Annotated in this window: 26 protein-coding genes; 22 read left to right on the top strand and 4 right to left on the bottom strand. The window is 71.2% G+C overall.

From position 1 onward, the window contains the following. Positions 1 to 176 precede the first annotated feature (176 nt). From ITX44_RS33720 to ITX44_RS33710, 3 genes are all read left to right on the top strand, one after another. On the top strand, positions 177 to 890 hold the full coding sequence (locus ITX44_RS33720; RefSeq protein ID WP_205362489.1) for an HAD family hydrolase: 714 nt from the start codon (positions 177 to 179) through the stop codon (positions 888 to 890). A 299-nt stretch (positions 891 to 1,189) separates the two neighbouring features. Then, the gene (locus tag ITX44_RS33715; RefSeq protein WP_205362487.1) at positions 1,190 to 2,812 is read left to right on the top strand and encodes an ABC transporter substrate-binding protein; all 1,623 of its coding nucleotides are present in this window, start codon (positions 1,190 to 1,192) and stop codon (positions 2,810 to 2,812) included. Between the two features lie 28 nt (positions 2,813 to 2,840). After that, on the top strand, positions 2,841 to 4,445 hold the full coding sequence (locus ITX44_RS33710) for an ABC transporter substrate-binding protein (protein WP_205362485.1): 1,605 nt from the start codon (positions 2,841 to 2,843) through the stop codon (positions 4,443 to 4,445). Positions 4,446 to 4,476: 31 nt separating this feature from the next. On the opposite strand, the gene ITX44_RS33705 is transcribed toward ITX44_RS33710, so the two are convergent. Together ITX44_RS33705 and ITX44_RS33700 are read right to left on the bottom strand one after the other, a co-directional pair. Next, complete coding sequence (locus tag ITX44_RS33705; RefSeq protein WP_205362483.1) at positions 4,477 to 5,148, bottom strand: response regulator; 672 nt, start codon at positions 5,146 to 5,148, stop codon at positions 4,477 to 4,479. 13 nt (positions 5,149 to 5,161) lie between these two features. Continuing rightward, the gene (locus tag ITX44_RS33700) at positions 5,162 to 6,079 is read right to left on the bottom strand and encodes a RecB family exonuclease (protein ID WP_205362481.1); all 918 of its coding nucleotides are present in this window, start codon (positions 6,077 to 6,079) and stop codon (positions 5,162 to 5,164) included. Between the two features lie 182 nt (positions 6,080 to 6,261). On the opposite strand from ITX44_RS33700, the gene ITX44_RS33695 reads away from it, so the two are divergent. The 3 genes from ITX44_RS33695 to ITX44_RS33685 all read left to right on the top strand — a co-directional run bounded on the left by ITX44_RS33695 (position 6,262) and on the right by ITX44_RS33685 (position 9,288). Next, positions 6,262 to 7,506, top strand: a complete 1,245-nt coding sequence (locus ITX44_RS33695) for a site-2 protease family protein (RefSeq protein ID WP_205362615.1) — start codon at positions 6,262 to 6,264, stop codon at positions 7,504 to 7,506. A 93-nt stretch (positions 7,507 to 7,599) separates the two neighbouring features. After that, on the top strand, positions 7,600 to 8,505 hold the full coding sequence (locus tag ITX44_RS33690; RefSeq protein ID WP_205362479.1) for a tRNA (adenine-N1)-methyltransferase: 906 nt from the start codon (positions 7,600 to 7,602) through the stop codon (positions 8,503 to 8,505). A gap of 258 nt (positions 8,506 to 8,763) precedes the next feature. After that, positions 8,764 to 9,288, top strand: a complete 525-nt coding sequence (locus tag ITX44_RS33685; protein ID WP_307795615.1) for a hypothetical protein — start codon at positions 8,764 to 8,766, stop codon at positions 9,286 to 9,288. A 138-nt stretch (positions 9,289 to 9,426) separates the two neighbouring features. On the opposite strand, the gene ITX44_RS33680 is transcribed toward ITX44_RS33685, so the two are convergent. Then, positions 9,427 to 9,720 (bottom strand): ferredoxin, encoded by a 294-nt coding sequence (locus ITX44_RS33680; protein WP_205362475.1) that lies wholly within the window; start codon positions 9,718 to 9,720, stop codon positions 9,427 to 9,429. A 308-nt stretch (positions 9,721 to 10,028) separates the two neighbouring features. Here ITX44_RS33680 and arc point away from each other — a divergent pair, with 308 nt between their 5' ends. The 5 genes from arc (at position 10,029) to prcA (ending at position 15,591) form a co-directional block, all read left to right on the top strand. Continuing rightward, a complete protein-coding gene (gene arc / locus ITX44_RS33675) occupies positions 10,029 to 11,795 on the top strand; it encodes a proteasome ATPase (protein ID WP_205362473.1) in 1,767 nt (588 codons plus the stop codon). 96 nt (positions 11,796 to 11,891) lie between these two features. Next, positions 11,892 to 13,403 (top strand): depupylase/deamidase Dop, encoded by a 1,512-nt coding sequence (gene dop / locus ITX44_RS33670; RefSeq protein ID WP_205362465.1) that lies wholly within the window; start codon positions 11,892 to 11,894, stop codon positions 13,401 to 13,403. Positions 13,404 to 13,580: 177 nt separating this feature from the next. Continuing rightward, positions 13,581 to 13,799: a ubiquitin-like protein Pup gene (locus ITX44_RS33665; protein ID WP_205362462.1), complete on the top strand. Its 219-nt coding sequence runs from the start codon at positions 13,581 to 13,583 to the stop codon at positions 13,797 to 13,799. Between the two features lie 107 nt (positions 13,800 to 13,906). Beyond that, a complete protein-coding gene (prcB, locus tag ITX44_RS33660) occupies positions 13,907 to 14,755 on the top strand; it encodes a proteasome subunit beta (RefSeq protein WP_205362459.1) in 849 nt (282 codons plus the stop codon). Between the two features lie 89 nt (positions 14,756 to 14,844). Next, positions 14,845 to 15,591: a proteasome subunit alpha gene (gene prcA, locus ITX44_RS33655; protein WP_205362449.1), complete on the top strand. Its 747-nt coding sequence runs from the start codon at positions 14,845 to 14,847 to the stop codon at positions 15,589 to 15,591. An 85-nt stretch (positions 15,592 to 15,676) separates the two neighbouring features. On the opposite strand, the gene ITX44_RS33650 is transcribed toward prcA, so the two are convergent. After that, complete coding sequence (locus tag ITX44_RS33650; protein ID WP_205362440.1) at positions 15,677 to 16,711, bottom strand: LacI family DNA-binding transcriptional regulator; 1,035 nt, start codon at positions 16,709 to 16,711, stop codon at positions 15,677 to 15,679. Positions 16,712 to 16,852: 141 nt separating this feature from the next. Here ITX44_RS33650 and ITX44_RS33645 point away from each other — a divergent pair, with 141 nt between their 5' ends. From ITX44_RS33645 to ITX44_RS33595, 11 genes are all read left to right on the top strand, one after another. Then, entirely contained in the window at positions 16,853 to 18,100 is a 1,248-nt protein-coding gene (locus tag ITX44_RS33645; protein ID WP_205362438.1) for an MFS transporter, read from the top strand. A 9-nt stretch (positions 18,101 to 18,109) separates the two neighbouring features. Next, complete coding sequence (gene pafA, locus ITX44_RS33640) at positions 18,110 to 19,471, top strand: Pup--protein ligase (protein WP_205362436.1); 1,362 nt, start codon at positions 18,110 to 18,112, stop codon at positions 19,469 to 19,471. A 105-nt stretch (positions 19,472 to 19,576) separates the two neighbouring features. After that, positions 19,577 to 20,590 (top strand): FKBP-type peptidyl-prolyl cis-trans isomerase, encoded by a 1,014-nt coding sequence (locus ITX44_RS33635; RefSeq protein ID WP_205362431.1) that lies wholly within the window; start codon positions 19,577 to 19,579, stop codon positions 20,588 to 20,590. Positions 20,591 to 20,702: 112 nt separating this feature from the next. Beyond that, on the top strand, positions 20,703 to 21,074 hold the full coding sequence (locus ITX44_RS33630) for an FKBP-type peptidyl-prolyl cis-trans isomerase (protein WP_205362429.1): 372 nt from the start codon (positions 20,703 to 20,705) through the stop codon (positions 21,072 to 21,074). 203 nt (positions 21,075 to 21,277) lie between these two features. Then, positions 21,278 to 22,222, top strand: a complete 945-nt coding sequence (locus tag ITX44_RS33625) for a helix-turn-helix transcriptional regulator (protein ID WP_205362427.1) — start codon at positions 21,278 to 21,280, stop codon at positions 22,220 to 22,222. 36 nt (positions 22,223 to 22,258) lie between these two features. Then, a complete protein-coding gene (locus tag ITX44_RS33620; protein ID WP_205362613.1) occupies positions 22,259 to 23,185 on the top strand; it encodes a helix-turn-helix transcriptional regulator in 927 nt (308 codons plus the stop codon). A 7-nt stretch (positions 23,186 to 23,192) separates the two neighbouring features. Next, positions 23,193 to 23,441 (top strand): hypothetical protein, encoded by a 249-nt coding sequence (locus tag ITX44_RS33615; RefSeq protein ID WP_205362417.1) that lies wholly within the window; start codon positions 23,193 to 23,195, stop codon positions 23,439 to 23,441. A 45-nt stretch (positions 23,442 to 23,486) separates the two neighbouring features. Then, positions 23,487 to 23,690 (top strand): hypothetical protein, encoded by a 204-nt coding sequence (locus ITX44_RS33610; RefSeq protein ID WP_205362415.1) that lies wholly within the window; start codon positions 23,487 to 23,489, stop codon positions 23,688 to 23,690. 141 nt (positions 23,691 to 23,831) lie between these two features. Next, positions 23,832 to 24,116 (top strand): Sec-independent protein translocase subunit TatA, encoded by a 285-nt coding sequence (gene tatA, locus ITX44_RS33605; protein WP_205362412.1) that lies wholly within the window; start codon positions 23,832 to 23,834, stop codon positions 24,114 to 24,116. 69 nt (positions 24,117 to 24,185) lie between these two features. Next, positions 24,186 to 25,112 (top strand): twin-arginine translocase subunit TatC, encoded by a 927-nt coding sequence (gene tatC, locus ITX44_RS33600; RefSeq protein WP_205362410.1) that lies wholly within the window; start codon positions 24,186 to 24,188, stop codon positions 25,110 to 25,112. Between the two features lie 78 nt (positions 25,113 to 25,190). Further along, a complete protein-coding gene (locus ITX44_RS33595) occupies positions 25,191 to 26,078 on the top strand; it encodes a diacylglycerol kinase (RefSeq protein WP_205362406.1) in 888 nt (295 codons plus the stop codon). Positions 26,079 to 26,081: the final 3 nt, after the last annotated feature.

Below are 26,081 nucleotides of genomic sequence, written 5' to 3'. Positions count from 1 at the left end.
GACTGTTTTCTTCCCATTGAGCGGTTCGCACCGGACCGACGTACCATGGACGGTCCGGCAGAGGCCGGCCGCCATCCCGCGTCCCGCGGGGTGTCGCGGCCGGCCTCTGTGCCCCCCGGGGCCGGACGCGCCGACCACCGGGACCGGGAGCAGGACCGAGCCGAGGAGTGGGGCGTATGACCAGCAGCATCGCCGTCGCCGACACCTGGACGGAGCAGCGACCGGGGCCGCGTGCCGTGCTCCTGGACCTGGACGGGACCCTGGTGGACACCGAAGGTCTCTGGTGGGCGGCGGAGACCGAGGTCTTCGCGGGCCTCGGGCACGTGCTGGACGACGCGCACCGCGAGGTGGTGGTCGGCGGGCCGATGTCCCGCAGCGTCGGCCACCTGATCTCCGTCACCGGGACCACCGCGACCCTGGCGGAGCTGACCGTGCTGATCAACGCCCGGTTCGAGGCGCTGATCGCCCGCGGAGTGCCGCTGATGCCCGGCGCCCGCCGGCTGCTCACCGAACTGTCCGCGCACGGCGTGCCCACCGCGCTGGTCTCCGCCTCCCACCGCCGCACCATCGACGCGATGCTGCGCTGGCTGGGGCCGGAGCACTTCGCCTTCACCGTGGCCGGCGACGAGGTCGGCCGCACCAAGCCGGACCCCGAGCCCTACCTGACCGCCGCCGCGCGGCTCGGCGCGGACCCGGCCGACTGCGTGGTCGTCGAGGACACCCGCACCGGCGTCGCCGCGGCCGAGGCGGCCGGCTGCCGGGTGGTCGTCGTCCCCTCCGTGGTGCCGATCGAGCCCGCGCCGGGCCGCACCGTGGTCCGCTCCCTCGAAGAGGTCGGCGTGCCATTTCTGCGGTCATTGCCGAGCGCTGTGAATACCCGCATTCACTGAGCGTATCCACCGGGTGTCCCGGAGTGTCCGTGCAGACAACAACTTCTGTCTCACGGTGAACTTTGACATCCCGTTGCTGCTGATCACACGCAATCTCGGTATCGTCGGCCCGAGCGTGCCCGCGGGATGTGCTGGAATACCTGCGGTGACCGCGCGGTGGGGGATCAACGACCCGCACGCACAAGCCTTCCCGTCATCGGCTCCGGCCGGAATCCCGGTGCGCTCCCGTGCCGGGAAGGGCTGTCCGGGCGTGCCGCGGCCACCACTTGTGCCAAGGCAACAAAGGAGTACGACGACCGATGAACCGCAAGCTTCTGGTGCTGCCCGCCCTGCTGGGCGTCCTGACACCCGTGATCAGCGGGTGTGGCAGCTCCGGGGGTGGGAGCGGCGGCGGTGGCAACCCCATCGTCGTAGGCACCACCGACAGCATTGAGCTGAACAAGGACAATCCCGCCCCGTTCGACCCGGCCACTTCCTACGACAGTGCCACCTGGAACGTCTTCTACAACACCTTCCAGATGCTTCTGACGTTTCCCCGTGGCAGCACCACCCCGACGCCCGACGCGGCGAAGGAATGCCACTACGCGGACCAGACCGGGCTCACCTACCAGTGCACGATGCGGGACGGCCTGAAGTTCTCCAACGGGCACGAACTCACCTCGCAGGACGTGAAGTTCTCGATCGACCGGATGCAGAAGATCAATTTTTCGGCCGGTCCCGCGTCCCTGATATCCGGTGTGAAGTCGGTGTCCGCGCCCGACGACCAGACGGTCGTTTTCCATCTGAAGGCGCCCGACGCCACGTTCCCGTACAAGCTCGCCACCCCGGCCGCGGCCATCGTGGACCACCAGGTCTACTCGGCCACCGAGCCGTACGACGGTTTCAAGCTGGTGGGTTCCGGCCCTTACACTCTGAGCGATGTCACCGCGCCCGAGACCGGGGGATCCCAGGCGTTCCGGAGTGGTGTCTTCACGAAGAACCCGCACTACCAGGGCGTTCTCAAGCTCAACAACAGCAAGGTGGAGCTGCGGATGTTCGCCGACTCCACGAAGATGGAGGCCGCGCTGAAGTCCGGTGCCGTCGACGTGATGTCCCGCACCCTGGCGCCGAACCAGATCAGCGAGCTGCTGTCCAGCACCGACCAGAACATCAAGCTCACCGAGGCGCCCGGCGGCGAGGCCCGCTACCTGTTCTTCAACACCTCCGCGCCGGGGCTGCGCGACAAGGCGGTCCGCCAGGCCATCGCCCAGGTCATCGACCGGCAGGCCATCACCCGCGACGTCTACCAGCGCACCGCCGACCCGCTCTACTCGGTGGTGCCGCAGGGCATCCTCAGCCACACCAACTCGTTCTTCGACCGCTACGGCAACCCGAGCACGGCCGCCGCCAAACAGACCTTGCGCGGCGCCGGGATCACGGGCAAGGTTCCGCTCACCATCAACTTCCGCCGCGACAACGGCGGCACGATGAACCAGCCGGAGGCCGAGGAGATCAAGCGCCAGCTCGACGCCAGCGGCCTGTTCGACGTCACGGTGCAGAGCGAGCAGTGGAACGCCTTCCTGAAGGCGGCCTCGCAGCGCCAGTACCAGATCTTCGCCATCAGCTGGCTGCCGGACTTCCCGGACCCCGACAACTACATCGCACCGTTCTTCGACAAGGACAACTTCCTGAATCTGCCGTACCAGAGCAAGCAGATCCAGGACGTGATCCTGCCGCAGACCCGCCGCCAGGCGGAGCGCAGCACCGCCAGCGCCGCCTTCGGGACGGCGCAGCAGATCATCGCCCAGGACGTGCCGATGCTGCCGTTGTGGCAGGGCAAGCAGTACATCGCCGCGCGCAGCGACATCACCGGCGTCGAATGGGCGCTCAACTCCACCACCACCACACAGTTCTGGGAGCTCGGTCGTGGTGTGACGGGTTGATCCGCACAGACAAGGGAGATCGTCGAGGATGAACCGCAAGCTGCTCGTCGTGCCGGCCCTCATCGGCCTGGCTACTCCGCTGCTCGCCGGATGCGGATCCGGTTCCGGCAGCGGAGGCGACGGCAAACCGATCGTGGTCGGTACCACGGATACGTTCCAGATGTCCAAGGACAACCCCGCGCCGCTGGACCCGGCGACCGGGTACGACATCGGCTCCTGGAACATCTTCCAGAACACGTACCAGACGCTGCTGCGCATGCCGCGCAGCGGCACCGACCCCGAGCCGGAAGCGGCCAAGGAGTGCCACTTCACGGACACTCAGGGCGAGCAGTACCGATGCACCCTGCGGGACGGTCTCACCTTCTCCAACGGGGACAAGATCACGTCCGAGGACGTGAAGTTCTCCGTGGACCGCATGCTGCGGATCAACGCCCCCAGCGGTCCGGCGAGCCTGCTGACCAACGTGGACAAGGTGGAGACACCCGACGAGTCCACGGTGGTCTTCCACCTCAAGGACCCCGACTCGACCTTCCCGTTCAAGCTGTCCACGCCCGCCGCGGCCATCGTGGACGGGAAGGTCTACGGGGCCACCGAGATCCACCGGGGCTTCAGCGTGGTCGGCTCCGGGCCCTACACGCTGGCCTCGTGGGCCCCGGGCAAGGAGGCGGTGTTCACCAAGAACCCCAAGTACAAGGGGTCGATCAAGCTCAAGAACAGCAAGATCGAGCTGAAGTTCTTCACCACGGCCACCGCCATGGAGACCGCGCTCAAGAACGGCACGGTCGACGTCATGAACCGCACGATGAACCCGGACCAGATCAACCGGCTCACCGTCGGCAACGACCCGAACATCAAGCTCACCGAGGCCCCCGGCACCGAGATCCGCTACCTGGTGTTCAACACCGCCGACAAGACGGTCGCCGACAAGGCGGTCCGGCAGGCGGTGGCCATGGTCGTGGACCGGCAGGCCATCACCCGGGACGTCTACCTGCGCACCACCGAGCCGCTGTACTCGATGGTCCCGCAGGGCATCACCGGCCACTCCAACCCGTTCTTCGACACCTACGGCGACCAGCCCGACGTGGCGAGAGCGAGAAAGACCCTGGAGAAGGCCAACATATCCACGCCGGTGCCGCTCACCCTGTCGTACACCACCAACCACTACGGTGACGCGACCGCGGGCGAGTTCGCCAAGCTCAAGTCCCAGCTCGACAGCAGCGGCCTGTTCAAGGTCACCCTCAACCCGGTGTCCGACTGGCAGGCGTACAAGGCCGACTACGTGGCCCACAAGTTCCAGGTCTACGGCATGGGCTGGTTCCCGGACTTCCCGGACCCGGACAACTACCTGGCGCCCTTCTTCGGCCCCGACGACTTCATGAACCTGGCCTACGTCAACCCGGTGCTCCGCAACCAGATCCTCAAGGACACCCGGCAGAAGACCCAGCGCAGCAGCGCCGTCGGCGACTTCGAGCAGGCCGAGCAGATCATCGCGAACGAGGTGCCGATCCTGCCGCTGTGGCAGGGCAAGCAGTACATCGCGGCCCGCGCCGACATCACCGGCACCGAGTGGGCGCTCAACGCCTCCTCCACCACCCAGTTCTGGGAGCTGGGCCGCGGGGCGGCCACCGGCTGAGCCCGCAGGCGCCGTGACGTGAGCGGCCGGGTCAGCCCGAACCGGGGCGGACCAGGCCGCTTTCGTATGCGTACACCGCCGCCTGCACCCGGTCGCGCAGCGCCAGCTTGGTCAGCACATGGCCCACGTGGGTCTTCACCGTGGTCTCGCTGACGAACAGCTCGGCGGCGATCTCCGCGTTGGACAGCCCGCGGGCCACCAGCTTGAGCACCTCCACCTCGCGCTCGGTCAGGTCCCGCACCGGCGGCGGCACCGTCTCGTCGCCCGACGGCAGCCGCCCGGCGTACTTGTCCAGCAGCCGCCGGGTGATGCTGGGCGCCAGCATCGCCTCGCCGGCCGCCACCACCCGGATCGCCTGCACCAGCTCGGCCGCCGGCGCGTCCTTGAGCAGGAAGCCGCTGGCACCGGCCCGCAGCGCCTCCACCACGTACTCGTCCAGGTCGAAGGTGGTCAGCACCAGCACCTTGGTCGGGCCCGAGCGGTCCGGGCCGGTGATCTGCCGGGTGGCCTCCACACCGTCCATCCGGGGCATGCGGATGTCCATCAGCACCACGTCGGGCTGGAGCGCCCGCACCTGGTCCAGGGCCTGCTGGCCGTCCCCGGCCTCACCCACCACGGCCAGGTCCGGCTCGGCCTCCAGGATCATCCGGAAACCGGTGCGCAGCAGGGGCTGATCGTCCACCAGCAGGACGCGAATCGCCACGGGCTCTCCTTCGCTAGAGGGCATCATTCTGGCCCACCGCCGGCGGCTCACCCGGTGACAGGGCCAGCGGGTACGGCGGGGGAGTGCCGCCGAACTCCGGACACAGCGCCTGGTGGTCGCACCAGCCGCACAGCGGGGTGCGGCGCGGCTGCCAGTCCCCGCTGGCCGTCGCCTCCTTGATCGCCTCCCACAGCGCCAGCAGCTTGCGCTCGGTGCGCCGCAGGTCCTCCTCCGAGGGGTCGTACGTCAGCACGTCCCCGCTGCCGAGGTAGACCAGCTGGAGCCGGCGCGGCACCAGCCCTCGCAGCCGCCACAGCACCAGGGCGTAGAACTTCATCTGGAACAGCGGCTCGTCCGCGTACTCCGGGCGCGGGGCCTTGCCGGTCTTGTAGTCCACCACCCGCAGGTCGCCGTTGGCCGGCGCGACGTCCAGCCGGTCCACGTAGCCGCGCAGGGTCAGCCCGGACTCCAGCACCGTCTCCACGTACAGCTCGCGCTCGGCCGGCTCCAGCCGGGTCGGGTCCTCCAGGGTGAACCAGCGCTCCACCAGGGCGCGGGCACTGTCCAGCCAGGTGGCCAGCGCCTGCGGCCCGGCCGCCGCGAACAGCTCCGCCAGCTCCGGGCGGGCCGCCAGCAGCCGCTCCCACTCGCCCTCGACCATGCCGGTGGCCCGCAGCGCGGTCCGCTGCGCCGCCGGCGCGTCGAACAGCCGCTCCAGCACGGCGTGCACCACCGTGCCCTTGGTGGCCGCCTCGCTGGGCTTCTCCGGCAGCCGGTCGATGACCCGCAGCCGGTACAGCAGTGGGCAGCGCATGAAGTCCTGTGCCCGCGACGGCGACAGCGACGTCGGCGGGCGCGGCGGAATGCTCCTGGGCCGGCTGTCCTCGGGCCGGCTGTCCTCGGGCGGGATGCTCTGCGTCGGGGTCCCCATGGCAGCAGACCCTACGGCCTGCCACCGACAGCCGGGGCCGGCGCCCGCCCCGGCCTGTGGACAACCGGCCGGGACCGAGGTCGCACCGGCGGCCCGCCCCACCGGACCCCGCCCGGCGACCGTCCGTACGTGCCCACCGGCCCGGCGCAATAGCATGGTCACAGAGCCGCTCGTGCCACATGATGCGGAGCGAGGGTCCTGACCAGCGACGAGGGGAACCAGTGAGCGAGAGCGGCCAGCCGCCGGGCGAGGACGGCGGGACCGGTGCCCCGCAGCGAGAGGCCGGCGGCGGCATCCTGATGGGCCGCTTCTTCGGGGTCCCCATCTACGTGGCCCCGAGCTGGTTCCTGGTCGCCGCGCTGATCACCTGGGTCTTCGGCGGCCAGCTCGACACCGTGCTGCCCGAGCTGGGCAACGTCCGCTACCTGGTGTCGCTGTTCTTCGCCGTCGCCTTCTACGCCTCCGTCCTGGTGCACGAGCTGGCCCACACGGTCGCCGCGCTGCGCTTCAAGCTGCCCGTGCGCCGCATCCAGCTCCAGTTCTTCGGCGGCATCTCGGAGATCGAGAAGGAGTCCGACACCCCGGGCCGGGAATTCGTGCTGGCCTTCGTCGGACCGCTGCTGTCGCTGGTGCTGGCCGCGCTGTTCTTCGGCGGGATGCAACTGGTCGAGGCCGGCACCGTGCCCGGCGTGCTGCTCGCCGGGCTCATGGTGAGCAACTTGATCGTTGCCATCTTCAACTTCCTGCCCGGGCTGCCGCTGGACGGCGGCCGGATGCTGCGGGCCGTGGTCTGGAAGATCAGCGGCAAGCCGATGACCGGCACCGTGGCCGCTGCCTGGGTCGGCCGGGCGCTGGCGCTGGCCGTACTGATCGGGATGCCGCTGCTGTCGTACGAGGGCGGCATCAACGGTGACGGCGGCGGGGGCGGCTCGCTCACCGACGCCCTGCTCGCCGCGATCCTGGCCGCGATCATCTGGACCGGCGCCGGCAACAGCCTGCGGATGGCCCGGCTGCGCGAACGGCTGCCCGGCCTGGCCGCCCGCACCCTGACCCGGCGGGCCGTCCCGGTCAACTCCGACACCCCGCTGTCCGAGGCGCTGCGCCGGGCCAACGAGGCCGGCGCCCGCGCCCTGGTCGTGGTCGACGGCCGCGGCACCCCCACCGCCCTGGTGCGCGAATCGGCCATCGCCGGCATCCCCGAGCACCGCCGCCCCTGGGTCGTGGTCAGCGGCCTGGCCCAGGACCTCACCCCCGGCATGCGGGTCTCCGCCGAGCTGACCGGCGAGGACCTGCTGGACCGGCTGCGCGCCAACCCCGCCAGCGAGTACCTGGTCGTCGAGCCCACCGGCGAGATCTACGGGGTGCTGTCCACCGCGGACGTCGAGCGCGCCTTCCTGGCCGCGATGTCCCGCAGCGAGTCCGGCTGAGCTGTCCCGCTGAGCCCGGGGGCGGCACGGCGGCCGGCCGCGGCAGGCGCGCTGGCGGTACGGGCGCCCCGCCGGGCCGGATAGGGTGGGTTCATGTCCGAACCGACTGGTGCCGCCCGCCGTCGCGGGCCCTTCAAAGTCGGGGACCAGGTCCAGCTCACCGACCCCAAGGGACGCCACTACACCTTCACGCTCGAAGCCGGGAAGCAGTTCCACACCCACAAGGGCGCCTTCCCGCACGACGAGCTGATCGGGGCCCCCGAGGGCAGTGTTGTCCGAACCACGGGAAACGTCGCCTACCTCGCGCTGCGCCCGCTGCTCCCCGACTACGTCCTGTCCATGCCCCGCGGCGCCGCCGTGGTCTACCCCAAGGACGCGGGGCAGATCCTGGCCATGGCCGACATCTTCCCCGGCGCGCGCGTCGTCGAGGCCGGGGTGGGCTCGGGATCGCTGAGCAGCTTCCTGCTGCGCGCGATCGGTGACCACGGCATGCTGCACAGTTACGAGCGCCGGGCGGACTTCGCCGAGATCGCCACCCAGAACGTCGAGCGCTACTTCGGCGGCCCGCACCCCGCCTGGCGGCTGACCGTCGGCGACCTCCAGGACAACCTCTCCGACACCGAGGTGGACCGGGTCATCCTGGACATGCTCGCCCCCTGGGAGTGCCTTGAGGCCGTGTCCAAGGCCCTGGTGCCCGGCGGCATCCTGTGCGCCTACGTGGCCACCACCACCCAGCTCGCCCGGACCGTCGAGTCGATCCGCGAGCACGGCTCCTTCAACGAGCCGGCCGCCTGGGAGACCATGGTCCGCACCTGGCACGTGGAGGGCCTGGCGGTCCGCCCCGACCACCGGATGATCGGCCACACCGGCTTCCTGCTCACCGCCCGCCGCCTCGCCGACGGCGTCGAGCCCCCGCTGCGCCGCCGCCGCCCCGCCAAGGGCGCCTACGGCGAGGACTACGCCGGGCCGGGCAGCGGCAGCGGCGCCGACCGGGACTGAACCCGGCGCCCGGAGGGCACTGTTTCGGCCAACTTCACCGAGCCGCCGCGGGTTTGTTCACTTACCGGACATCCCGCGGCGGCCCTCCGCAGCCGCGCGGCGCTCCGCCCGTCACTCCACGCGCTCCGGCGCACCCCCCGCGTACCGCGGCGGTGTGACGTATGGCACGATGCTGGCCACCCCCACCGACCGACCCCAGGAGCCAGGCGAGTGCAGTCGCCCTCAGGTCCGTCCCTTCCGCACACTCGCGCCCGTACCGTGCACTGGATCAGCACCGCCGCCGCCCTGGGCGCGGTGGTCGCAGCCGCCGCCCTGGTGCAGCCCGCCGACGCCTCTCCCACCGCGGCCGCCCGGCCGCCGGCCCACCCGGCGGCCGCCCCCGACCCGCACGCGGTCGCCTACCCGCTGACCTGCGCCCCGGGCGCCGCGGTGGACGTCATAGCCCACGTCTCTGGTGACCTGGACGGCGACGGGCGGCCGGAGACCGTGGCCGTGGTGCGCTGCCACTCCGACGTGGGCACCCCGCCCAGCGGCGTCTACGTGATAGCAGCGTCCGCGGCCGCCGGCGGCGCCCCGCGGATCGTGGAAATGCTGGTCAACCCCAAGGAGGACCGGGAGATCACCGATTTCCGGCTCCAGGGCCGCACGGTCCGCGCGACCGTCCTGGGCTTCTCCAGCGACTCCACTCCCCGCTGCTGCCCCGACCTGCGGCGCGACTACTCCTGGGAGTGGCGCGACGGACGCTACGTGGCCATACCCGCACCGGCGGCCAACAGCATCTGAGGCCCGCCTCTGGGGTCCGCATCTGGGGCCCGAGAGCAAAGCGCGGGCCCGGGCGCCCGGGCCCGCGCTACGCGCTGAGCGAACAAACACCGCCGCTCCCGCCCGCCGAAGCGGCGGCGGGGCGGCCGCACGGGCCCCTTATTCCGCGTCCGGGCCGTACACCTCGACGCGGTCGGCGACCCGCCGTACATGGATGCAGTCGCCCGGGCACTCCCGGGCCGAGTCCGCCACGTCCCGCAGCAACGCCAGGGGAACGGGTACGGTGGCACCTGGGGACTGTCGCAGCTCGTCGTCGTCACCCTTGACGTAGGCGAGACCGTCGATGTCCAGCTCGAACACTTCGGGCGCGTACTGCACGCAGATGCCGTCGCCCGTGCACAGGTCCTGATCGATCCAGACCTCGAGTGCCGCGTCGGCCTTCTTGTCGCTCACGGAAACCCTCGCCTGCCGTTAGTCGTTGCACACCTTTGGGAAGCAGCCCGTGGGCACCTCGGGCAGCAACCCGGCAATCCACCGGCAACCGACCCGGGAAGCATCCGCCCCCGGCGGCTGTTGACCGAAACGACGATACAACCGGCGGCTTCCGGATGGAGATCGGCGGGTATCCCAGTGGCGGAGGGACGTGCGCAAGGGTGAAGATCGGACACACCGCGATCGTCTTTGTGATCTAGGGGTTTCAACCCCCACCAGCCCAGGTAGGGTCTGGGAACGTCCAGCTCCCCTTGGAGGAGGTGAGGACCGTGGCGGCCCACGACGACGACATCAACCGTGGCGGCCGACCCGCTCGTGGATCGGAAGACCCCATGAGCCAGGTCGCCTTTCTTGAGCAGGAGATCGCCGTCCTGCGACGCAAGCTCGCCGACTCTCCGCGGCACACGAGGATTCTCGAAGAGCGGATCGTCGAGCTGCAGACCAACCTGGCAGGCGTGTCCGCGCAGAACGAACGGCTGGCGAGCACGCTCCGCGAGGCCCGCGACCAGATCGTGGCCCTCAAGGAGGAGGTCGACCGGCTCGCGCAGCCGCCGGCCGGCTTCGGCGTGTTCCTGCAGGCCAACGACGACGGCACGGCGGACATCTTCACCGGTGGCCGCAAGCTCCGGGTGAACGTGAGTCCCGCGGTCGAGCTGGACGCCATCCAGCGCGGCCAGGAAGTGATGCTCAACGAGGCGCTGAACGTGGTTCAGGCCATGGAGTTCGAGCTCATCGGCGACATCGTCACCCTCAAGGAGATCCTTGAGGACGGCGATCGGGCGCTGGTGATCGGGCACACCGACGAGGAGCGCGTGGTCCGGCTGGCCGAGCCGCTGCTCGACGGCACCCTGCGCACCGGCGACGCGCTGCTGCTCGAACCCCGCTCCGGCTACGTGTACGAGCGCGTGCCCAAGAGCGAGGTCGAGGAGCTCGTCCTCGAAGAGGTTCCCGACATCCAGTACCAGCAGATCGGCGGCCTGGGAAACCAGATCGAGCAGATCCGCGACGCGGTGGAACTGCCGTACCTGCACGCCGACCTGTTCAAGGAATACGAACTGCGGCCGCCCAAGGGCGTGCTGCTCTACGGCCCGCCCGGCTGCGGCAAGACGCTGATCGCCAAGGCGGTGGCCAACTCGCTGGCCAAGAAGGTCGCCGAGGTGACCGGGCAGCCGGCCGGCAAGAGCTACTTCCTGAACATCAAGGGCCCCGAGCTGCTCAACAAGTACGTGGGCGAGACCGAGCGGCAGATCCGCCTGGTCTTCCAGCGGGCCCGGGAGAAGGCGGGCGAGGGCACCCCCGTCATCGTCTTCTTCGACGAGATGGAGTCGCTGTTCCGCACCCGTGGCTCCGGGGTGAGCTCGGACGTGGAGAACACCATCGTTCCCCAGCTCCTCGCCGAGATCGACGGCGTCGAGGGCCTGGAGAACGTGATCGTGATCGGCGCCTCCAACCGCGAGGACATGATCGACCCCGCGATCCTGCGCCCGGGCCGGCTGGACGTGAAGATCAAGATTGAGCGTCCGGACGCCGAGGCCGCCCAGGACATCTTCTCCAAGTATCTGCTGGACACCCTGCCGCTGCACGCCGAGGACCTGGCCGAGCACGGCGGGTCCACCGCGGCCACCGTGGACGCCATGATCCAGTCCGTGGTGGAGCGGATGTACTCCGAGACCGAGGAGAACCGCTTCCTGGAGGTCACCTACGCCAACGGTGACAAGGAGGTCCTGTACTTCAAGGACTTCAACTCCGGAGCGATGATCCAGAACATCGTGGACCGGGCCAAGAAGATGGCGATCAAGGACTTCCTGGACCACGGTCAGCGGGGCATGCGCGTCTCCCACCTGCTCGCCGCCTGCGTCGACGAGTTCAAGGAGAACGAGGACCTGCCCAACACCACCAACCCCGACGACTGGGCCCGGATCTCCGGCAAGAAGGGCGAGCGGATCGTGTTCATCCGCACCCTGGTGACCGGAAAGCAGGGAGCGGACACCGGACGCTCCATCGACACCGTGGCGAACACCGGACAGTATCTGTAAGCACTACCCTCCGGCTGCGGGGCCCCGACCGCGGGTACCCGCAGCCGGTGTGTTTTCCGGCCCGCACGGGACCGGAGCCGGGCAAGGAGGGTCCGCATGACCGTACGGCGAGTAATGGGCATCGAGACGGAGTACGGCATCTCCGTTCCCGGCCACCCGAACGCCAATGCCATGCTCACCTCGTCCCAGATCGTCAACGCCTACGCGGCGGCGATGCACCGGGCGCGGCGGGCCCGGTGGGACTTCGAGGAAGAGAATCCGCTGCGGGACGCCCGCGGCTTCGACCTGGCCCGGGACGCGGCGGACACCACCCAGCTCACCGACGAGGACATCGGCCTGGCCAACGTCATCCTCACCAATGGCGCGCGGCTCTACGTCGACCACGCCCATCCGGAGTACTCGTCACCCGAAGTGACCAACCCGCGCGACGCGGTGCTGTGGGACAAGGCCGGCGAGCGGATCATGGCCGAGGCGGCGATGCGGGCCGCCCAGCTCCCCGGCGCCCAGCCGATCCACCTGTACAAGAACAACACCGACAACAAGGGCGCCTCCTACGGCACGCACGAGAACTACCTGATGAAGCGGGAGACGCCGTTCTCCGACATCGTGCGCCACCTGACGCCCTTCTTCGTCTCCCGCCAGGTCGTCACCGGCGCGGGCCGGGTCGGCATCGGCCAGGACGGCCACGAGGACGGCTTCCAGCTCAGCCAGCGGGCCGACTACTTCGAGGTCGAGGTGGGGCTGGAGACGACCCTCAAACGGCCCATCATCAACACCCGGGACGAGCCGCACTCCGACGCCGAGAAGTACCGCCGGCTGCACGTGATCATCGGCGACGCCAACCTCTCCGAGCTGTCCACCTACCTCAAGCTGGGCACCACCTCGCTGGTGCTGTCCATGATCGAGGACGCCTTCATCAAGGTCGACCTGGCCGTGGACCAGCCCGTGCGCACCCTGCACGAGGTCTCCCACGACCCCGGGCTCAAACGCCTGGTCACGCTGCGCAACGGCCGCACCCTGACCGCCGTGCAGCTCCAGATGGAGTACTACGAGCTGGCCCGCAAATACGTCGAGGAGCGCTACGGCTCGGACGCCGACGAGCAGACCAGGGACGTCCTGGGCCGCTGGGAGGACGTGCTGAACCGGCTGGAGCGCGATCCAATGAGCCTGGCCGGCGAGCTGGACTGGGTCGCCAAGCTGGAACTGCTGGAGGGCTACCGGCGCCGCGACGGCCTGGGCTGGGACGCCGCCCGGCTGCACCTGGTGGACCTCCAGTACGCGGACGTACGCCCCGACAAGGGCCTGTACAACCGCCTGGCGGCCCGTGGACGCATGCAGCGCCTGCTGGACGAGGCAGACGTCGTGCGGGCCGTCACGCACCCGCCTGAGGACACCAGGGCCTACTTCCGCGGCCGCTGCCTGGAGCAGTACGCGGACGACGTGGCCGCCGCCTCCTGGGACTCGGTGATCTTCGACCTGCCGGGCCGGGACTCGCTCCAGCGGGTGCCCACCCTGGAGCCGCTGCGGGGCACTCGCAAGCACGTCAAGGAGCTGCTGGACCGGTGCCGCACCGCCGAGGAACTGGTGCGGATCCTGTCCGGGGGCTGAAACGGTCCAGAACCGGGAAACAACCCAGAGGCGGTCGTACGTTGAGCTGAACGGGAGCCGATGTCGGACCCTGCTTGTAGGGTCTGATCTTGTACGGGTCCCGCCGGGACCGGTACGGAACTCGTACGGCTCAGGCACGGCAGGCAACGAGTGCACGAATCGAGCGGGGTGAGGGACATGGCCACTAAGGACACCGACGGCGGACAGCAGCGGGCGACGCGTGCCACGGAGGAGGTCGAGGAGGTCCAGCAGGACGCTGAGGCGGCCGCGGACCTCAAGGAACGCCACGAGAAGCTTTCGGACGACGTCGACTCGGTCCTGGACGAGATCGACGACGTCCTGGAGGAGAACGCGGAGGACTTCGTCCGGTCGTTCGTGCAGAAGGGCGGCGAGTAAGCCGCACCCGATCCACTCGCCCCGCGGCCCGCAGACCGCGGGGCGGATGGATTTCCGGGCCAGGGGTAGGGTCCGTACCGACTTCTTGATCGTGTGGAAGGAAACGCGTGGAAGCCAACACTCGCAGCACCACCGGGCGTCTGCCGGCCGCCTTCCTGACGCCCGGCTCGTCCTCGTTCCTCGACTTCCTCGGTGAGCACTCCCCCGAGCTGCTCCCCGGGAACCGCACGCTGCCTCCGCTCAAGGGCGCCGTGGAACTGCCGCACGGCACGACCATCGTGGCCGCCGCCTTCGACGGCGGCGTGATCCTGGCGGGTGACCGCCGGGCCACGATGGGCAACCTGATCGCCCAGCGCGACATCGAGAAGGTCTTCCCGGCCGACGAGTACTCCGCGGTCGGCATCGCCGGCACCGCGGGCCTGGCCGTGGAGATGGTCAAGCTGTTCCAGCTCGAGCTGGAACACTACGAGAAGATCGAAGGGGCGACCCTGTCCCTGGAGGGCAAGGCCAACCGCCTGTCCACGATGATCCGCAGCAACCTCGGCATGGCCCTGCAGGGCCTGGCCGTGGTCCCGCTGTTCGCCGGGTACGACACGGACCGCGAGAAGGGCCGCATCTTCTCGTACGACGTGACCGGCGGCCGCAGCGAGGAAATCGGCTTCGCGGCCACCGGCTCCGGCTCGGTGTTCGCCCGCGGCGCCCTGAAGAAGCTGTACCGCAGCGACCTCACCGAGCGTCAGCTCGCCACCGCGGTGATCCAGGCGCTCTACGACGCGGCGGACGACGACTCGGCCACCGGCGGTCCGGACCTGTCCCGGCGGATCTACCCGATCATCACCTCGATCACCGACGAGGGCTTCCGGCGGCTGGGCGAGGACGAGGTCGCCGAGATCGCCCGCACGGTGATCGACGGGCGGCTGGCGCAGCCGGACGGACCCCGGGCCGAGGTGCTGTGACGGCCGCCCCGGCGATCCGCGGTGGCCGGCAGCACCCCGCGTCCCCAGTGACGTTCCCAGCGACGACAGCAGAAAGGCACGGTTAGCCGGTGTCCACGCCCTTTTACGTATCGCCCCAGCAGGCCATGGCGGACCGTGCCGAGTACGCCCGCAAGGGCATCGCGCGTGGCCGCAGCGTCGTCGTGATCCAGTACACCGACGGCATCGTCTTCGTGGCGGAGAACCCGTCCCGGGCCCTTCACAAGGTCAGCGAGATCTACGACCGGATCGCCTTCGCGGCGGTCGGCAAGTACAACGAGTTCGAGAACCTGCGGATCGGCGGCGTGCGGTACGCCGACCTGCGCGGCTTCACCTACGACCGGGACGACGTGACCGCCCGCGGTCTGGCCAACGTCTACGCGCAGACGCTCGGCACGATCTTCTCCAGCGTCGGCGAGAAGCCCTACGAGGTCGAGCTGATCGTCGCCGAGGTCGGCTCCGCCCCCGAGGACGACCAGATCTACCGGCTGCCGCACGACGGGTCCATCGTGGACGAGCACGGCGCGGTCGCCGTCGGCGGCAACTCCGACCAGATCGGCAGCTTCCTGGACCAGCGGCACCGGGACGGGCTGAGCCTGGCGGAGGCGCTGGAGCTGGCGGTGGAGTCGCTCAGCCGCGACACGAACGGCGGCGAGCCGCGCACGCTCACCGCCGAGCAGCTCGAAGTGGCCGTGCTCGACCGCACCCGGCCGCAGCAGCGGAAGTTCAAGCGGATCCTCGGCAGCCAGCTGAGCCGGCTGCTGGGCACGGAGGGCACCTCCGAGGGCGACACGGACGAGTCGTCCGACAAGGAGTAGCTCCGACGAGGAGTAGCTCCGACGAGGAGTGGCGAACAGGCGCGGACGGACGGGCCGGGGGTACGCCCCCGGCCCGTCCGCACGTTCACGCCTCTTTCGCGGCCACCGGGCCCGTCGAGCCCCGCACCACCAGTTCCACCGGCAGGTCCACGGGGGCGGGGTGGTCGCCCCGCAGGAGGGTGAGCAGGGCGGACATGCCGGCGCCGCCGACCTGTTCGGCGGGCAGCCGGACCGTGGTGAGTTCGGGGTCGAGCGCGGTGGCCAGTGACAGGTCGTCAAAGCCCGAGACCGACAGGTCCCGCGGGACGTGCAGCCCCAAGTGGCGGGCGGCCTTGCAGGCGCCCGCGGCCAGGGTGTCGCCGTCGCACAGCACAGCGGTGGGGCGCGGGCCGGAAGCGGTGAGGGCCCGCAGGGCGGCGTCGCGGGCGGCGGTGACGTCCAGGGCGCAGCGCTCGGTGCGCAGCAGGGCGCCGGGGACGGCGCGGAGCTCGGCGGCCACCGTGTCGGCACGGACCCGGAAGGTCCAGGTGTCGACGTCGCTCGCCAGGTGGATGATGCGCCGGTGGCCCAGTGCCAGCAGGTGCCGGGCGACCTGGCGGATGCCGTCGGCGACGGCGAGGTTGACCGTGGGCGGCCCGCCGGGAGCCGCCGGGTCGCTGTCCAGCATGACCAGGGGCAGCCCGCCGGCCCGGCCCCCTTCACCGATGCCGGCCAGGGCGTCCGCGGCCATCGAGGAGGCCAGCACGCCGTCGATGGCCGCCCGGGCCGAGCCGAAGGGGTCCCGGGCCGGGCCGGTGCCGGCCGGCGACGGGTAGAGCACCACCCCGAAGCCGTGCTCGGCGGCCACCGCGGCGGCCCCGGTGTAGACCCGGGCGAAGTATTCGTGGGTGAGCGCGGGCACGACCAGCAGGGCGGTCCTGGTGCGGCCCGTGCGCAGCGAGCGGGCCGCCAGGTTGGGGGCGTAGCCCAGGTCGCCGGCGGCCTCCCGGACGACCGCGGCCGTGCGCTCCGAGACCCGGCCGCGCCACTTGTCGCCCAGCACCAGCGACACGGTGGCCTGCGAGACCCCCGCGGCCCGCGCCACGTCCCGCGAGGTCGGCCGGATCCCGCCGCTGGCCATCGCCGTACGCCCCTTCGTGCTTCCCCGGCCGTCCCCGGCCCGCACCGCGCGGGTTTACCCGCGCGCATGCGCCATGGTACGTATGACCAGCCACGTTATACGTAACACTGCCGCTGGGCAGGTGGGGGAGAGGGGCCGGGGATGGCAAGCGGATACGGGGACCTGCTGCGTACGCCGTACGCCGCGCGGCTGCTCGGCGGCACCCTGCTGGGCCGGCTGCCCAACGCCATGGCCGCGCTCGCCGTGGTGCTCTTCCTGCGCTCCCAGGGCGCCGGCTACGGCCTGGCCGGCACCCTGTCGGCGCTGTACGGCCTCGCCGTCGCCGTCGGCCAGCCGCTGCTGGGGCGCATGGTGGACCGGCGCGGGCAGCCGAGGGTGATGACCGGCGCGGCGCTGCTGTCGGCCGCCGGATTCGTCCTGCTGGCCGTCACCGGCCCGTCCCCGCTGCCGCTGGCCGTCCTTGCCGTGGTGCTCGCCGGAGTGGCCACACCGCCGCTGGAGGGCGGCCTGCGGGCACTGTGGCCCACCGTGCTGGGCGAGGCCGAACGGGTGCAGAAGGCGTACGCCCTGGACGCCGCCGCCCAGGAGGTGCTGTTCACCGTCGGCCCGCTGCTGGTCTCGGCCGCCGTGGCCGCGGTCTCCCAGGCCGCCGCGGTGGTGCTCACCGGCGCCCTGTGCGTCGCCGGCACCCTGGTGGTGGTCACCGCCCTGCCCTCCCGGCAGTGGCGGGCCGAGCGGCGCGAGGCGCACTGGCTGGGCGCCCTGCGCTCCCGGGGCCTGGCCGTGCTGCTCGCCGCCTGCTTCTTCCTGGGGATCGCGCTGGGCGCGATCTCGCTGGCCGCCGTCGCCTACGGTGACGCGCACGGCGGCGGACCGGTGGCCGCCGTGCTGCTGGCCGCCAATGGGGCAGGCGCCCTGGCCGGCGGCCTGGCCTACGGCGCCCGGCAGTGGGACTCGGTGCCCGAGCGGCGGCTGCGGGCCTTGTCGGTCGGTCTCGCGGTGTGTTATCCGCCACTTCTGCTCGTCCCGGGCGTCCTCTGGACGGCCCTGCTCGCCGCCCTCGCCGGAATCTTCCTCGCACCCACTCTGGCCTGCGGTTTCCTGGTCGTGGACCGGCACGCCCCGGCCGGCACCGTAACCGAGGCGTTCTCCTGGGTGGTCACCGCCGTCGGGGTCGGCGCGGCCCTGGGCACGGCCGCCGCGGGCCTCGCCGCGCAACACGGCGGGGCCCGCGCCGGATTCGCCGTGGCCGCCGCGGGCGGGGCCGTGGCCTGCGCCGTACTGCTGTCCACCGGCCGAATCCTGACGCCGCCAAACCTCGAAAGTCGACCGGAAAAAGATCGAAACGGTGCGCTGCAACCCCGTTTCAGCACCACGCATCAGGCGTAATGTTCAGACATGGACCGCCGCATTTTCGGGCTGGAGAACGAGTACGGCGTCACATGCACGTTCAGGGGACAGCGGCGTCTGTCCCCTGACGAGGTGGCGCGGTACCTCTTCCGCCGTGTCGTGTCATGGGGCCGCAGCAGCAATGTCTTCCTGCGCAATGGGGCCCGCCTCTACCTCGACGTCGGCTCGCACCCGGAGTACGCCACTCCCGAGTGCGACAACGTCACCGAACTCGTCACGCACGACAAGGCCGGAGAGCGCATCCTCGAAGGTCTGCTGGTGGACGCCGAACGGCGGCTCCACGAAGAGGGCATCGCGGGCGACGTGTACCTGTTCAAGAACAACACGGACTCGGCCGGCAACTCCTACGGATGCCACGAGAATTATCTGGTGGCCCGCCACGGGGAATTCTCCCGGCTGGCGGACATCCTCATTCCCTTCCTCGTCACCCGGCAGCTCCTGTGCGGCGCGGGCAAGGTGCTGCAGACCCCCCGCGGCGCCGTGTACTGCGTGAGCCAGCGCGCCGAGCACATCTGGGAAGGCGTCAGCTCGGCCACCACGCGTTCCCGCCCCATCATCAACACCCGGGACGAGCCGCACGCCGACGCCGAGCGGTACCGGCGGCTGCACGTGATCGTGGGCGACTCCAACATGTCCGAGACCACGATGCTGCTCAAGGTCGGCGCCACCGACCTCGTGCTGCGCATGATCGAGGCCGGCACCGTGATGCGCGACCTCACCCTGGAGAACCCGATCCGGGCCATCCGCGAGGTCAGCCACGACATCACCGGCCGCCGCAAGGTCCGGCTCGCCTCCGGCCGCGAGGCGTCCGCGCTGGACATCCAGCAGGAGTACTACTCCAAGGCCGTGGAGTTCTGCGAGCGGCGCGGCATCCGCACCGGCGTGATCGACCAGGTGCTGGAGCTGTGGGGCCGCACCCTGGACGCCATCGGCAGCGGGGACCTGGGCAAGATCGGCACCGAGATCGACTGGGTCATGAAGTACCAGCTCATCGAGCGGTACCGGAGCCGGGACAACATCACCATGTCGCACCCGCGGGTCGCGCAGATAGACCTCGCGTACCACGACATCCACCGCCGGCGCGGGCTGTACTACCTGCTGGAGCGCAAGGGCCAGGCCAAGCGGGTCTGCAGCGACCTGAAGATCTTCGAGGCCAAGTCCGTGCCCCCGCAGACCACCCGGGCCCGGCTGCGCGGCGACTTCATCCGCCGTGCCCAGGAGCAGCGCCGTGACTTCACGGTGGACTGGGTGCACCTCAAGCTCAACGACCAGGCCCAGCGGACCGTGCTGTGCAAGGACCCGTTCCGGTCGGTGGACGACCGGGTGGAGAAGCTGATCGCCGGTATGTGACCCGGACAGGTGCACCCCGTAGGGTGTGGGGCGGCAAAACCACAGACCACGACCCGAGCAGAGATCCCCCCACCGCCCCGCACCCACCACCAGACGAGGACCCCCGTGCGCCGTCGCTCCGTACTCGCCGCCGTGCCCGCGCTCTTGCTGACCGCCGCCGGCTGCGGCAGCAACGACAAGAAGAGCGACTCGGCCTCCTCGCCGTCGCCCAGTGGCTCCGCGACCACCACCAGCCCCGCGGCCACGCCCAGCGCGACGCCGACCCCGAAGACCGTCAGCGGCCCGGTGCCCGCCATCACCGCCGGCGCCACGTTCAACCAGAAGCCGACCGTCGCCAAGGGCCCGGGCACCCCGGCCACCGACCTCGCGGTCAAGACCGTGATCAAGGGCGACGGGCCGGCGATCGCCGCCGGCGACTACATCCAGGTGAACTACCTCGGGCAGATCTGGTCCACCGCGAAGGTCTTCGACACCTCCTTCGGCCGCGGCACCTACACCAACGTGATCGGCCAGGGCAAGGTCATCCCCGGCTGGGACCAGGGCCTGGTCGGCCAGACGGTCAAGAGTCGGGTCGAGCTGGCCATCCCGCCGGCCCTGGGCTACGGCAGCTCCGGCAACGCCGCCGCGGGCATCAAGGGCACCGACACGCTGGTCTTCGTCGTCGACGTGCTCAACCGCTACAACGCCAAGAGCTCCGCCACCGGCAAGGCCACCGCCCAGAGCGACGCGAGCCTGCCCAAGGTCGGCACCAACACCGACGGCAAGGCGCCGTCCATCACCGTCCCCAAGACCAAGGCGCCCACCAAGCTCGTCTCGAACTACATCCTCGAGGGCGACGGCCCGGTGGTGAAGGCCAGCGACACCCTGCTGCTCCAGTACAAGGGCGTGCTGTGGGACACCGGCAAGGAGTTCGACGCCAGCTACACCCACGGCGAGCTGGCCGCCTTCCCGCTGGCCCAGCTCATCAAGGGCTGGCAGCAGGGCCTGGCGGGCAAGAAGGCCGGCAGCCGGGTCATGCTGGTCACCCCGCCCGACCTGGCCTACGGCAGCCAGGCCAACAACGGCATCCCGGCCAACTCCACCCTGGTGTTCACCCTGGACATCCTGGCCATCCTCTAGCCGCCCGGCCGCGAGCCCGCCGCCCGGCCGTGTCGCGGGTCCGCCCCGCACGGCACGGCACCCCGGTCTGGAAGACTGTCCGGGTTTCCGGCATCAGCACAAGGAGCATCACGTGAGCATCGAGAAGCCCGAGATCGACTTCCCGGGCGGCGAGCCCCCGGCCGACCTGGAGGTCAAGGACATCTGGGTCGGCGAGGGCACGGAGGCGAAGGCCGGCGACATGGTCTCCGTCCACTACGTCGGCGTGGCCTTCTCCACCGGCGAGGAGTTCGACGCGAGCTGGAACCGGGGCAACCCGCTGCGCTTCCAGCTCGGTGTCGGCCAGGTCATTCCCGGCTGGGACCGGGGCGTGCAGGGCATGAAGGTCGGCGGCCGCCGCCAGCTCACCATCCCCGCGCACCTCGCGTACGGCGACCGCGGCGCCGGCGACAAGATCGCCCCCGGCGAGACGCTGATCTTCGTCTGCGACCTGGTGTCCGTCTGACCGCACCGGTCAAGGCGCCTGCGGGTCCCCCGGACCCGTACGCCTGAGGTCCGGCACGGACCCGTCAGCGCCCGGTGGGGCCCCGGCCACGGCCGGGGCCCCACCCGTTTCCGGGCCTTTTCCGGGCCTTTCCCCGGCCGGTTTTCCGTTCCGCGCCGAGAGCGGTACGGTCAGCGATCGAGGGCGGAAACGAAGGGTGCGGGATGGCGATTGCCAAGGCCGAGCGGCTGATGAATCTGGCGCTGTGCCTGATGAACACCCGGCGGCCGGTCAGCAAGCGGGAACTGCGCGCGTCCATCGAGGCCTACCACGAGGTCACCTCCGACGAGGCGTTCAACCGCATGTTCGAGCGCGACAAGGACGACCTGCGCGAGCTCGGGCTGGTCATCGACACCGTGGAGAGCCTGGACGGGGAGTACGGCTACCTCGCCCGCAGCGACCGCAACCGGCTGCCCGACATCGCCCTGGACCCCGAGGAGGCCGCCGCCCTCGGCCTGGTCGCCAAGGTCTGGCAGCAGGCCCGGCTCGCCGAGGCCGCCAGCGGGGCGCTGCAGAAGCTGCGCGCGGCCGGCGTGCCGTACGAGGACCCCTCCGGCGTGCTGGAGCCGCGCATCCCGGCTCCCGAGCCGGCCTTCGAACCGCTGATGCTGGCCACCCGCGAGCGCCGCGCGGTCGCCTTCGACTACCGCAAGGCCAGCGCCGCGCGCCCCGAGCCGCGGGTGGTCGAGCCGTGGGCGCTGGAGTGCTGGCGCGGCCACTGGTACCTGGCCGGCTACGACCGGGACCGCGGCGCCGTCCGCGTCTTCCGGCTGTCCCGGATCACCGGCCGGGTCCGTACCGCCCGTGGCGCCTTCACCGCGCCGGTGCCCGACCACGTCGACGTACGGGAGACCGTGGCCCGCTGGGCCGGCGAGGGCGTCACCTCCGTCACCGCCCGGATCCGGCTGCGCCGCGACAGCGGCTACCCGCTGCGCGCCCGGGCCGTGACGACCACCCCGGTCGACGCCGACTGGGACGAACTGGAGGTCCCGTACGGCCACGGCCTGGACGCGTGGCTGGCCGAATTCGGGCCGGACGTGCTGGTCCTGGCCCCCGAGGAGCTGCGCGCCGACGTCCTGGACCGGCTGCGCGCGGTGGCGAAGGGCTGATCAGCGGTGAGCAATGCGATCGACCAGACCCGGCGGATGCTGTCCCTGGTCACCTACCTGCGCGAACGCCCGGGAGCCCGGGTCAGCGACGTGGCCCGCGCCTTCGGGGTCACCGAGGCCGAGCTGATCGGCGACCTCAATGTGCTGCCGCTGTGCGGCACCAGCTTCCGCGGCGGCGACCTGCTGGACATCGACACCGACGGCGAGCGCATCTGGTGGCACAACCCCGGCACCGCCGACGACGTGGCCCAGCCGCTGCGGCTGGCCGCCGACGAGGCCACCGCGCTGCTGGTCGCCGCCCGCGCGGTGGCCGACCTGCCCGGCCTGCGGGACAGCGACCGCCAGGCCCTGCTGCGGGCCTGCGCCAAACTGGAGGACGCGGCCGGCGAGGTCGCCGCGGGCAGCGCGCAGCTGTCGGTCACCTTCGAGTCCGAGGGCAGCGTCTTCGCCACCGTGGACCGCGCCATCACCGAGCGGCGCCGGCTGTGGATGCGCTACTACTCGCCGGCCCGCGACGCGCTGACCGAGCGTGAGGTGGACCCGATCCGGCTGTTCGCGGTCGGCCACACCTATGTCGAGGGCTGGTGCCGCCTGTCGGAGGACCGGCGCACCTTCCGGCTGGACCGGGTCGCCGAGATCCGGCTGCTGGACGCGCCGTCCGACCCGCCCCGGATCGAGCCGCGCGACCTGTCCCAGGGCCTGGTGCAGCCGGCCGGCGACGACCCCGAGGTGATCGTCGAGGTCGGGCCCGGCGGGCGCTGGGTCGCCGAGTACTACCCGCACGACCGCGCCGAGGAACTGCCCGACGGCGGCCTGCGGATCACCCTGCGCACCCCCGACCCGGGCGCCCTGCGCCGGCTCGCGCTGCGGCTCGGCCGCGACGGCCGGATCGTCGCGCCGCCCGCCCTGGCCGCGCAGGCCCGTGACGCGGCCGTCGCGGCGCTGGCCGCGTACGGGGAGTGAACGGCCGATGACCTCGACCGCCGCCCCGCCGCCACCCGCCACCGGGCCGGCCGTCTTCCGGGCGAACTGCCCGCACTGCCGCACCAGCTTCGAACTGCGCGCCGACGACCTGCGGCTGGCCATCGGCGCCTCCGCCCGCACCACCTTCTACTCCTTCACCTGCCCCGAATGCGGCGAGGCGGTCCGCAAGCCGGCCCCCGAACGCATCGTCGAACTCCTCACGCTGGGCGGGGTCAGCACGATGCGGCTGGCCTGACCGGCCTGACCGGGCGTGGGCGGCGTCACGGTAGGCTCACCGCCCATGTGGTGGCTCTACTTCTGGGTCGGCCTGGCGACAGCGGGACTGTTCGTGCTGGCCGTGGCGGCGCTGCGGGTCTTCGTGGCGGCGCAGGAACTGGCCCGTCAGGTCGCGGCCGGCAGCGAGGCGCTGGCCCGCGCGGGGGAGCGGCTGCAACAGGCCGCGGGCCCGCTGGCCGGCCGCGGCGGCGAGATCTCCCGCCGCTGACCTCCTCACATACGTGCCGCAGGAAGGTAGTCTGGCCGGGGCCGCAATCGGGCGGACCCCGGGCACACCCCGGCCGTTCACCCGTGCGCGCTACGATCGAGCCGCACGTCCCCATCGTCCAGGTGAGAAGGTAGAACTTTTATGCTCGGCAATCTCAAGCCCCTGGAGATCGTCCTCATCCTGGTCGTGGTCGCCCTTCTCTTCGGCTCCAAGAAGCTCCCCGACGTGGCCCGGTCGCTGGGCAAGTCGGCGCGCATCCTCAAGAGCGAGGCCAAGGCGATGAAGAACGACGGCGCCGCCGACCGTACCGCCGAGTCCGCCGCGCAGGAGCCGGCCGCCCCTCGTACGATCCAGTCGGCGCCCGGCGACACCGCCAGCGCCCGCCCGGTTTCCGAGGACGCCGACCGCACCACGGCGAAGAGCTGACGCAGCAGGTAGCAGGTACGCACAAGCCGGCCGGCGCGCCGACGGCTGCCGCACGAGACGAGGACGTGGGTGCTCAAGACTGCCCGCACGCAGGAGAAGGACCCCGAGGGGCGGATGCCCCTCGGGGACCACTTGCGTGAGCTGCGCAACCGGCTGTTCAAGTCGGTGCTCGCGATCATGGTCGTCACGATCGTGGCGGCTTTCTTCTACCGCCACATCCTGGAGATCTTCCAGCACCCGATCCTGAAGGCGGCCGGCTGCCCGACCGGCGTCGATCACCTCGACAAGGGCAAGGCGTGCGCCCAGCTGACCGTCACCGGCCTGATGGGCGGTTTCTCGGTCGCGTTGAAGGTCGCCCTGATGACCGGGCTCATCGTCAGCTCGCCGGTGTGGCTCTACCAGCTCTGGGCCTTCCTCGCCCCCGGCCTGCACAAGAACGAGAAGCGCTACACCCTCGCCTTCGTCGGCACCGGAGTGCCGCTGTTCGTCGGCGGCGCCGCGCTCGCCTACGCGATCCTGCCGCAGAGCGCGAAGATCATGATCGGCTTCGTGCCGGACCACACCGTCAACCTGGTGCCGCTCGACCAGTTCATCGACCTGGTGCTGCGCCTGGTCGTCGTCTTCGGCCTGGCCTTCGAGCTGCCGCTGGCGCTGGTGCTGCTCAACTTCACCGGTGTGGTGACCGGCCGGCGGATGCTCGGCTGGTGGCGCGGCATGGTGATAGGCATCGTCGTCTTCGCAGCGGTCGCCACCCCCACCGGTGACCCGCTCACCATGTGCCTGCTGGCCGCCCCGATCGTCTTCCTGTACTTCCTGGCCATGGGCGTCTGCTTCATCAACGACGGCCGCCGCTCGCGCCGCCGCGCCGCCGACCCGGACTTCGGCCTCGACCCCGACGAGGCGTCCTCGCTCGACCACATCCCCGAGCAGGTCTCCGCCCAGCCGTTCAACTCCGCCGAGTTCCGCGGCGACGACGGGTACGACGACGCGACCTGACCTGACCCCTTTGTTCGATCGTGCCGGATCCGGACGGATCCGGCATGCCTCGTGCCTCCCGCGGGGTAGGGTCCGCGGGTGACCAGCGACGTCAGCCTCTTCGTGAACCCCTCCGCGGGCCGCGGCCGGGGTGCCCGGGCCGCCGGACCCGCCGCCGACCACCTGCGCCGGGCCGGATTCGGCGTCCGCTCGGTGGTCGGCGCCGACGCCGCGGACGCGCTGCGCCGGGCCCGCGCCGCGGTCGAGGCCGGCACCTCCGCGCTGGTCGCCGTCGGCGGTGACGGCATGGTCTCCCTGGCCCTCCAGGCCGTGGCCGGCACCGACACCCCGCTCGGCGTGGTCGCCGCCGGCACCGGCAACGACTTCGCCCGCGCCGCCGGGCTGCCGCTGCGCGACCCCGCCGCGGCCGGCCGGGTCGTCGCCGAGGCGCTCAAGGAGGGACGCATACGGGAGCTGGACCTCGGCCGGACCGGCGACCGATGGTTCGGCACCGTCCTGGCCTCCGGCTTCGACTCCCGGGTCAACGACCGGGGCAACCGGATGCGCTGGCCCACCGGGCGGCTGCGCTACGACGTGGCCGTACTCGCCGAACTCGCCGCGCTGCGTCCCATCCCGTACCGGATCGCCCTCGACGACGCCCCCGAGCGGGAGATCGAGGCCACCCTCATAGCGGTCGGCAACGGCCCCTCCTACGGCGGCGGCATGCGCATCTGCGCGGACGCGGAGATGGACGACGGGCTGTTCGACGTGTGCGTGGTCGGCCCGTGCAGCCGCACCACGCTGCTGCGGGTCTTCCCCCGGGTCTACCGCGGCACCCACCCCTCGCACCCGGTGGTCACCGTCCACCGCGCCGCCCGGGTCCGGCTGGCCGCGCCCGGTGTGACCGGCTACGCCGACGGCGAGCGGATCGGGCCGCTGCCGCTGGAGGCGCGGACCGTGCCCGCCGCGGTCCGGCTGCTGGTCTGAGCA

The organism is Actinacidiphila acididurans (genome assembly GCF_016918855.1).
Lineage (GTDB): Bacteria > Actinomycetota > Actinomycetes > Streptomycetales > Streptomycetaceae > Actinacidiphila > Actinacidiphila acididurans.
This window is presented reverse-complemented; position numbering and strand designations above follow the sequence as displayed.